At 53.7% G+C, this 8316-nt stretch carries 6 protein-coding genes; 5 read left to right on the plus strand and 1 reads right to left on the minus strand.

Annotated elements, in window-relative coordinates; genetic code table 11:
* Positions 1–20 precede the first annotated feature (20 nt).
* From ligA to PCH05_RS06470, 5 genes are all read left to right on the plus strand, one after another.
* Entirely contained in the window at positions 21–2039 is a 2019-nt protein-coding gene (gene ligA / locus PCH05_RS06450; RefSeq protein ID WP_127601557.1) for an NAD-dependent DNA ligase LigA, read from the plus strand.
* 133 nt (positions 2040–2172) lie between these two features.
* Positions 2173–2913: a response regulator transcription factor gene (locus PCH05_RS06455; RefSeq protein WP_371860521.1), complete on the plus strand. Its 741-nt coding sequence runs from the start codon at positions 2173–2175 to the stop codon at positions 2911–2913.
* 22 nt (positions 2914–2935) lie between these two features.
* Positions 2936–4048: a sensor histidine kinase gene (locus PCH05_RS06460; RefSeq protein ID WP_127601559.1), complete on the plus strand. Its 1113-nt coding sequence runs from the start codon at positions 2936–2938 to the stop codon at positions 4046–4048.
* A 173-nt stretch (positions 4049–4221) separates the two neighbouring features.
* Positions 4222–4830, plus strand: coding sequence for a hypothetical protein (locus PCH05_RS06465; protein WP_127601560.1), 609 nt, complete (start codon positions 4222–4224; stop codon positions 4828–4830).
* Positions 4827–6689, plus strand: coding sequence for a transglycosylase domain-containing protein (locus tag PCH05_RS06470; protein ID WP_127601561.1), 1863 nt, complete (start codon positions 4827–4829; stop codon positions 6687–6689). Before PCH05_RS06465 ends, PCH05_RS06470 begins: the two co-directional genes overlap by 4 nt.
* Positions 6690–6715: 26 nt before the next feature.
* On the opposite strand, the gene PCH05_RS06475 is transcribed toward PCH05_RS06470, so the two are convergent.
* Entirely contained in the window at positions 6716–7969 is a 1254-nt protein-coding gene (locus tag PCH05_RS06475; RefSeq protein ID WP_127601562.1) for a molybdopterin-dependent oxidoreductase, read from the minus strand.
* Positions 7970–8316: the final 347 nt, after the last annotated feature.

The raw sequence follows: 8316 nt of genomic DNA on the forward strand, positions 1-8316 counted from the left end.
GACGGAGGGATGATCCCCGCATGGATCCGATGTTTACCATGGAGCAGCTCGTCGCCGAGCTGAATAAGTACAGCTATCATTATTACACGCTGGATAAGCCGCTGGTCAGCGACAAAGAGTATGACTCCCTGTATGACCAGCTGGTCGCCTTGGAGAAGGAGAGCGGCATTACGCTGCCGGATTCCCCTACCCAGCGCGTCGGCGGCGAACTGCTGAAGGGATTTGCACAGCACCGTCACCTGGCTCCGCTCTGGAGCTTGGACAAAGCGCAAAATATCGAGCAGCTGGGAAGCTGGAACGCCCGGGCCACCCGGCTTGTGGCTGATTATAACAGCAAAAACCCGGACCATCCGCTGCCTGAGCTGAGCTATGCGGTAGAGCTGAAGTTCGACGGACTGACGCTGAACCTGACCTATACGGACGGCAGGCTGGTGCAGGCGGCAACCCGCGGCAACGGCGTTGTCGGCGAGGGCATCCTGGCTCAAGTCAAGACGATCAAGTCCGTTCCGCTCAGCATTCCGTATAAGGAAGGTACGATTGAGGTGCAGGGCGAGGGCATCATGAACCTGTCGGTGCTGGAGAGCTATAACCAGACGGCTGCCGAGCCGCTGAAGAATGCCAGGAACGCGGCTGCTGGCGCTTTGCGCAACCTGAATCCGAAGACGACGGCGGAACGCCGCCTGAGCGCTTTCTTTTACAATGTCGGTTACTCCGATAACATTCGCTTTGACAGCCACAAGGAAATGATGGATTTCCTGCGCGACAATCATTTCAAAGTGAATCCGTATATTACGTACTTCACCCGTTTCGACGACGTGATGGAGCAGCTCCAGGATATCCAGGAACGCCGTTCCAGCCTGGACTATCTCATCGACGGGGCCGTCATCAAAATCGTCGATATGCGCACGCGTGAGGCTTTGGGCTATACCGACAAATTCCCCCGCTGGGCGGTGGCCTACAAATTCGAAGCGGAAGAAACGACGACCGTGCTGGAATCCGTTTCTTGGGAAGTGGGACGTACGGGTAAAATCACGCCGGTAGCGCGCGTGGAAGCCGTCGAGCTTGCCGGGGTAACCGTGCAGAACTGCACGCTCAATAACATCGGCGATATCAAACGCAAAAATCTCAAGCATGCGCTGGGCACCCGCGTCTTTATCCGCCGCTCCAACGATGTCATCCCGGAAATTTTGGGGAAAGTGACCGAGGAGAGCGATGGGGAAGAGATCGTCTACCCGGAAAACTGCCCGGCCTGCGGATTTCCGCTGGAGCAGCGCGGCGCCCATTTGTTCTGCAATAACCGCCTGGACTGCAAGCCACAGATTATCGGGCGGATCACCCACTTTGCGTCGCGGGATGCGATGGATATTGAGACATTCAGCGTGATGACGGCCGAGCAGCTGTACAACGAGCTGAATGTGCGTGAGCCTGCGGACCTGTATACACTGACGTTCGAGGACTTGATCAAGCTCGACCGCTTTGGCGAGAAGAAGGCGAACAATCTGCTGGAGGCGCTGGAGCAGAGCAAAAGCAGAGACCTTGCTTCCTTCCTGTTTGCGCTTGGCATCCCGAACACCGGCAAATCAACGACCAAAATGCTCGCGGAGCATTTCCGCGATTTGCACGCCATCATGAATGCGACAGTGGAGGAATTGATCGCCTTGCCGGATGTGGGCGGGATCGTTGCCGACAGCATCGTCGGTTTCTTCGCGGATCCGTTCATGCAGGCGGGAATCGAAAAAATGCTCTCGCTGGGCGTCGAAGCCAAGGCGCCGGAAGCGCCGAGAGTCGTAAGTACGGACTCCTTCTTCAGCGGCAAGACGGTCGTACTGACCGGGACACTGCATCAGCTGACCCGCGATGAGGCGGCCGAGAAGCTGGAAGCGCTGGGAGCGAAGGTGACTGGCAGTGTATCCAAGAAAACGGATCTGGTCATTGCGGGCGAAAAGGCCGGCAGCAAGCTGGCCAAAGCCCAACAGCTCGGCATCCAGGTGATCGAGGACGAGGATGAATTTGTCCGCTTATTGAACGAAGAAGCTTAACAATGTTAGGATTCGACCAGAAAGTCCTGACCCTTCGAAAAAAGGGTTCAGGGCTTTTTGTTTGTCCTTCATGCCGACATTGTCGTTTTTAGGGGCGCCACATCCTTGGAATCTTTGTTAATATAAAGAAAAAATGAATGCATATGAGATTCGAAAGGACCTTTCTGTGAGAAAAGAAACCATATTAATCGTCGATGACGAGAAGGAAATCGTTAAGCTGCTCGATATTTATTTTTCCAATGAAGGATTCCGGCTCCTGAAAGCTTATGACGGATTGGAAGCGCTGCGCTGGCTCCAGCAGGAAGAGGTCGATCTGATCATTTTGGATGTGATGATGCCGAAGCTTGACGGGATAGCCGCCTGCATGAAAATTCGCGAGGAACGCAATGTGCCGATCATCATGCTGTCTGCCAAAAATACGGACATGGACAAGATCCACGGGCTCAGCATCGGCGCAGACGACTACGTCGGGAAGCCCTTTAACCCGCTGGAGCTTGTGGCCAGAGCCAAATCGCAGCTGCGCCGCTATCATAAACTCAATAAAGAAGCATCGGTGAAGGGGAACGAGGATCAGCTGGTCTTCGAGGATCTGGTCATCGACACCGGCAAGCACGAAGTTTGCGCAGACGGAAGGAAGATCAAATTAACGCCACGGGAATTCGCGATTCTGGAGCTGCTCGCAAGGCATCAGGGACAAGTGCTCAGCATGGAGCAGATTTACAACAACGTATGGAATGAACCTTTTTTGGACGGGGGGAATACGGTCATGGTCCATGTGCGCAAAATCCGCGAAAAAGTAGAAGTTGACCCGAAACGCCCACGCTACGTGCAGACGGTGTGGGGAGTAGGCTATAAATTGGACGGGCCGTCCTGAAAGCTGGAGGTGGGATGAACAGATGAACGCCAAATACATCAACACGATCCGCTGGAAATTCATTTGGGCTTTTATATTAAGCATTTTGTCCGGCGCAGCGCTGCTGACGGCGGTCTATCAGCTGGTGAATTCCTCGCTTTACGTGAGTCCCGAGACGAAACCGTCCCCATACACGACGGCGCTGAAATGGATCATTAACCACATTGGCTCGGCGCCGCTGCTTTTCGCTGCGGGAGTAGTCAGTTTTTTGATCTTCTTTTTTCTGTTCACGCGTAAAATCATCTCCTATCTCGAGGAGATCACCGCAGGCATCCAAAAAATGACCAAGGTAGGAGAGCCCCACCGGATTGAGGTCCGAACAACGGATGAGCTCGGCGTACTTGCCGAAAATATCAATATCATGTCCGAGCGGCTGGAGCATTCCCTGATGGAGGAGCGGACGGCGGTTCAGTCGAAAAACGAGCTCATTACAGGCGTTTCCCATGACTTGCGGACCCCTTTGACTTCGGTGCTCGGCTTTCTGGAGTATATTGAGCAGGACCGCTGCCGGGACGAGATGGAGATGCGGTATTACGTGGATATCGCTTATCAGAAAACTCAGGTGCTGCGCAAGCTGATCGATGATTTGTTCGAATATACACGGGTCAACAGCGGCGGTCCGCCGCTTGTGCTGGAGAGGCTTGATCTGAAGGCGTTCGTGCGCCAGCTGGTCGAGGAGGCTGTGCCGGATCTGGACATGGCGGACATGGCCTGCACGATCAAAGATCATACCCGGGAAGCATTATGGATTCTGGCAGCACCTTATGAACTGGTAAGAGCCTATGAAAATCTGATCGCCAATGCAATCCGGTATGGCAGAGAGGGAAAGAAGCTGGAGGTATCCTTTGAACGGGAAGGAGATCAGGCAGTGGTACGGATCAGCAACTTTGGAGAGATGATCGCGGAGACAGACCTCCCGCATATTTTTGAACGTTTTTACCGGGCGGAACGATCCCGTTCGCAGCATACCGGCGGATCGGGTCTGGGCCTGGCCATCGCCAAGGGAATTATCGACCGTCATCAAGGAAGCATTACGGCTCAAAGCGATATGTACCGGACGGACTTTGTCACCCGTTTTCCGGTGGCTGAAGACTAGCCTTGAGTCATGGAGTTCGCAGCATGGTCTTCCTTCTTGGAGCCCGATTCCTATTTGCGGCTTATTTTAAGGGAATGTTAAGAATTTCGCGGGTGTTTATTAAGAATTGGCCGGTATCCTTTTGTGCATAGGTTGATGTCGTTTTCCCCTTATGCAGGGAGGAGGTCCAAGTCTTGAGAAAATGGTTAACGGTTCGCGCCGCTTATCTGTACATACTGACGGGAAGCGCTTTGCTGAGCGGTGTCGTCCTCTTTTTGGCTTACCGCGTGTTTAGTTGGTCCTATGCTCACGTTTCGCCCGATTCGTTTTTGGCCAGGCTAGCGCATGGTCTGGTGAATTATATTGGCAGAACGCCGATTGCCGCCGCCTTGTTTTTTACCGTGTTTGCAGGTTTGTTCATGCTTCGCTCGCAAAAGCTAGCGGGTGACATGAAGCAGATCGTGAGAGCGGCGGAGGAACTGGCGAATCGGGGCGCTTTCAGCGAACTGGAGGTTACCTCCGGCGGAGAGCTGAAGGCATTGGCCGGACACCTGCGCCGCATCCGTACAAGTATGGCTTCGATTTCAGCCGAGCGAATATCTACACCGCTCATCCCAAACGAAACGTCCGTGCTTCTAAACAACGAAGAGGTCATGGCCTTCATCTTACGAATCAAATCCCTACTTCGTGCATTGGAGTCTGAGGATTCGGGCAGTTTGCCATCAGAGCTTGACAGGGAAGCGTTGAAAAGGGAAGCGCACGGATTGGAAAGGCTGCTGGAAAGCCTGATGACGGCATCATGAACAGTATACAGGGAAAAGCCTGGCGTAAGATGATGGGAAGCTTGTATTTCTCGTTCGATCTTGCGGTCATCGGTGCGGTGGTGGTGCTGGCAGGGCTGTTTTATGTCCATTCGTATGGAGGCATCGTCGTGGGGCGTCATCCCGAGAAGCTGGTGCTGCCGCAGTCGAGCATCCTGGTAGCCTCGGATGGAACCGAGCTTCGGAAAATACCGCTGCCGGAATCGGGCTACAGGCTCCGGGCACGTCTGGAGGATATGCCGGAGTTGCTGCTGGACACTTTTTTGGCTGTGGAGGACCGTAGCTTTTATGGGCATGAGGGACTGGATTACAAAGGGATTGCGCGTGCGGTCTATACCAATTCCATCCATATGCGGATTTCGGAAGGCGGCAGCACGATTACACAGCAGTTGGTCCGGAACCTCTATCTGAACCGGGACCAAACGCTGCTGCGCAAGCTGAATGAGGCTTCCATCGCTTTGGCGCTGGAGAAACGCTTGTCCAAGCATGATATTTTGGAATTATATTTAAACGAAATTTACATGGGGGATGGGCAATATGGCATCAAAGCGGCGGCGGAGCATTATTTTGGGGTGACCGACCTGAAAAAGCTCAGCGTGGCGCAAATCGCCTCCCTGGCCGGCATTCCGAAGGGACCATCCATTTACAATCCGTTATATAAGGGCGATCTGCCCGTACAAAGGCGAAGCGTAGTGCTTGGCATCATGAAGCGGCAAGGTCTGATTTCCCATGAAGAAATGATGACCGCTATGAATACGAAGTATCAACCGCCGGCGCAGGCGAGTAACACCATGTCCGGGGCCTCTTATATGGATGCTGCTCTGAGGGAAGCTGCACAGCGGACAGGCAAAACACTGGAAGATCTGAAGACGGGTGGCTATACCATCGTCACGGGAATGAATTCGTCAGCGCAGTCTGCACTGGAACACACCTTCTCTAATCCGGAGTTCTTTCCTCCGGATGGGAAGGATCAACAGGTCGAGGCAGCTATGGTGGTCATGGATCATCGGACAGGGGAGGTCGTGGCGCTGACCGGAGGCCGGAATCCTGCTGCAGGCAGCTTGAACCGGGCGGTGATCGATGCCAGGCAGCCGGGCTCCGCCTTTAAGCCAATTATCGACTATGGTCCTGCCCTTGAGAGCGGGAAATTCTCGCCGGACAGCATGCTTCAGGATCGTAAGATCGCGTACGGGAGCTACAAGCCTCAAAATCTGAGCGGTATCTATCAGGGACAAATGACGATGAGGCAAGCGATGCAGCAATCTGTGAACGCTCCCGCCGTATGGCTGCTTCAGCAGGTAGGGATTACTAAGGCGACACAATTTGCCGCCAAGCTTGGCATTTCGCTTGCCCCTGAGGATGCGAATCTGTCCATTGCGCTCGGAGGCGTTCATGCCGGCGTATCTCCCTTGAAAATGGCGCAGGCTTACAGCGTGTTTGCGAGCGGAGGTATTTATCGTGAGGCGCATCTCGTGCGGCAGGTTACGGATTCAAAAGGCCGGGTGCTGTATGCCTATCAACCGGATGGGCGCCAGGTCATCTCGCGTGCGACGGCGGACAGTATGACAGGCATGCTGCGCGCCGTCGTGAACGAGGGCACAGGCATGAAGGCCAGAATGAGCCGGCCTGTTGCGGGCAAAACGGGTACGACGCAGCTTGGCTTGCCCGGCGTCAGCAGCAGGGGGAACCGCGATCTTTGGTTTGTCGGCTATACGCCGGAATGGACCGGGGCAGTATGGATGGGGTTTGACAGAACGGATGCGGATCATTACATGACCGCAGGCAGCGGGAAAGCCGCCGCCTTGTTTTCGGCGGTCATGAGCAGGGCGCTTGGACGCTGATTAGTGAGACTGCATATGAGAGTCAGTCATGTCCGCTTGGCGTCCGGAAGCCATGCATCCTTATCGTAGCCGCGTGCTTCCCAATATCCGACATGATCCTCGGCTATGAGCTCGATCCGGTTCAGCCATTTAACGGACTTATAGGTGTACATCTGCGGAACGACCAAACGTACCGGGCCGCCGAGATCGCTCGGAATCGGTTTGCCGTCAAGCATCACCGCGACCATGATATCATCCATTTGTGCCTGCTTCATCGTTAGTGAATCGGTATATACGCCATCGCCAGAGTAGAATTTGACCGTCTGGGCTGCGGATTCCACTCCGGCTTGCGCAAGGAGGTGCCTCAGCGGGATGCCTTCCCAGGTATTGTTGTAGACGGACCAGCCGGTGACGCAGTGGAAGTTGCTGACTTGTACGGTGCGCGTGAGCTTGACGAATTCTTCCCAGTTCCATTTCAGCGTTTTGCGGACGAGTCCGTCCACGGTAAAGGACCAGTTCGAATTATCGAATTCCGGAATCGGAGTCACCGTATAAATCCGGAACCTTCCTTTGGAGCCTCCACCGACGGGAGGGAGGGAATCAGCCGCGGGCTGAGGGGCTGGAACCAAATGGTTGCCGTCCTTTTGAAGGAGATCTTCCACATTGCCGTCAGCAGTGAAACTGGTCGCGAGCCACTTCACAAAGGAAGGGCCAAGCGCAATAGCAAACCCTGCGCCGATGGCGGAACGGAGGAATGCCCTGCGGGTGTATAGCGGTTCCGTAACTGATGGAGAGGAACTGGCCGATTGTAGGGCGGGTCGATCCGTTCGGACGCTCCGGCGATGAGTTTCTTTGAGCCAACGGGTGCGCGTGACGGAATGATAGATCATATAAGGCAGGCCAATCCAGGTAAACGCGTCATGAATCGTCAGCGCAGCGTTGGACCATCGTGGTCCAAAGGCACGGAACTGCCATAGAACGATTCCGGACAGAAACCAGCCTGTCATGATCAATAGAACGATGCCTACATTCCACTTTTGAGCGGGCCGTCCTTTGAGCAGGGACCAGGGCTTGCCGGCGAGCAATAGATAGTACAATACCGGTAGCAGCAGCGCAAGGCCTACACCGACATGAAGCCATTTCAGCCAGACTCTTCCCGCGCCCAGAATCTCTCTCCAGGCTCCCCAAGGAAGAATCAAGCCGCTTAGCGCAAGAAAAGCAATCATCCAGGCGTTCCAGCGATGGACGGCAGCCAGCTTTCTGCCGACGCCTTTGCGAAGCTTGTTGAGCCATTGAGTCATTTTAAGCCCTCCCGTAAATCGATATGAGTTTGCTCTATATATAAGTAAATATTCGGTATGGAATATCGTATACTAGGTTCCGTTTAAGAAGGATTGCTATCAAGAAAATTTTAACATATTTATTTTTCGAAAAAACTGTTGCATTCCTATTGTTGTCCGTGGTATATTATTTCTTGCCGCTGAACACGGCGCCTTTCAAATCAAGAAATGCTAAGTAAATAAGTGTTGACTTGATTGAGAGAAAATGATATAATAAAGACCTGCTTCGCCGAGAAAAATGTCGAATGAAGCAGAAAGCAAGTTCCTTGAAAACTGAACAAATAGATGATGTTTTACAATGAGATTAT

The sequence above is a fragment of the Paenibacillus chibensis genome (assembly GCF_004001045.1).
In the GTDB taxonomy this organism is placed as follows: Bacteria; Bacillota; Bacilli; order Paenibacillales; family Paenibacillaceae; genus Paenibacillus_AQ; species Paenibacillus_AQ chibensis.

Bases quoted from the DNA above. Each gene is read 5' to 3' on its own strand.
- ligA (WP_127601557.1), top strand. From the start codon at position 21: ATGGATCCGATGTTTACCATGGAGCAGCTCGTCGCCGAGCTGAATAAG.
- PCH05_RS06455 (WP_371860521.1), top strand. From the start codon at position 2,173: ATGAATGCATATGAGATTCGAAAGGACCTTTCTGTGAGAAAAGAAACC.
- PCH05_RS06460 (WP_127601559.1), top strand. From the start codon at position 2,936: ATGAACGCCAAATACATCAACACGATCCGCTGGAAATTCATTTGGGCT.
- PCH05_RS06470 (WP_127601561.1), top strand. From the start codon at position 4,827: ATGAACAGTATACAGGGAAAAGCCTGGCGTAAGATGATGGGAAGCTTG.
- PCH05_RS06475 (WP_127601562.1), bottom strand. From the start codon at position 7,969: ATGACTCAATGGCTCAACAAGCTTCGCAAAGGCGTCGGCAGAAAGCTG.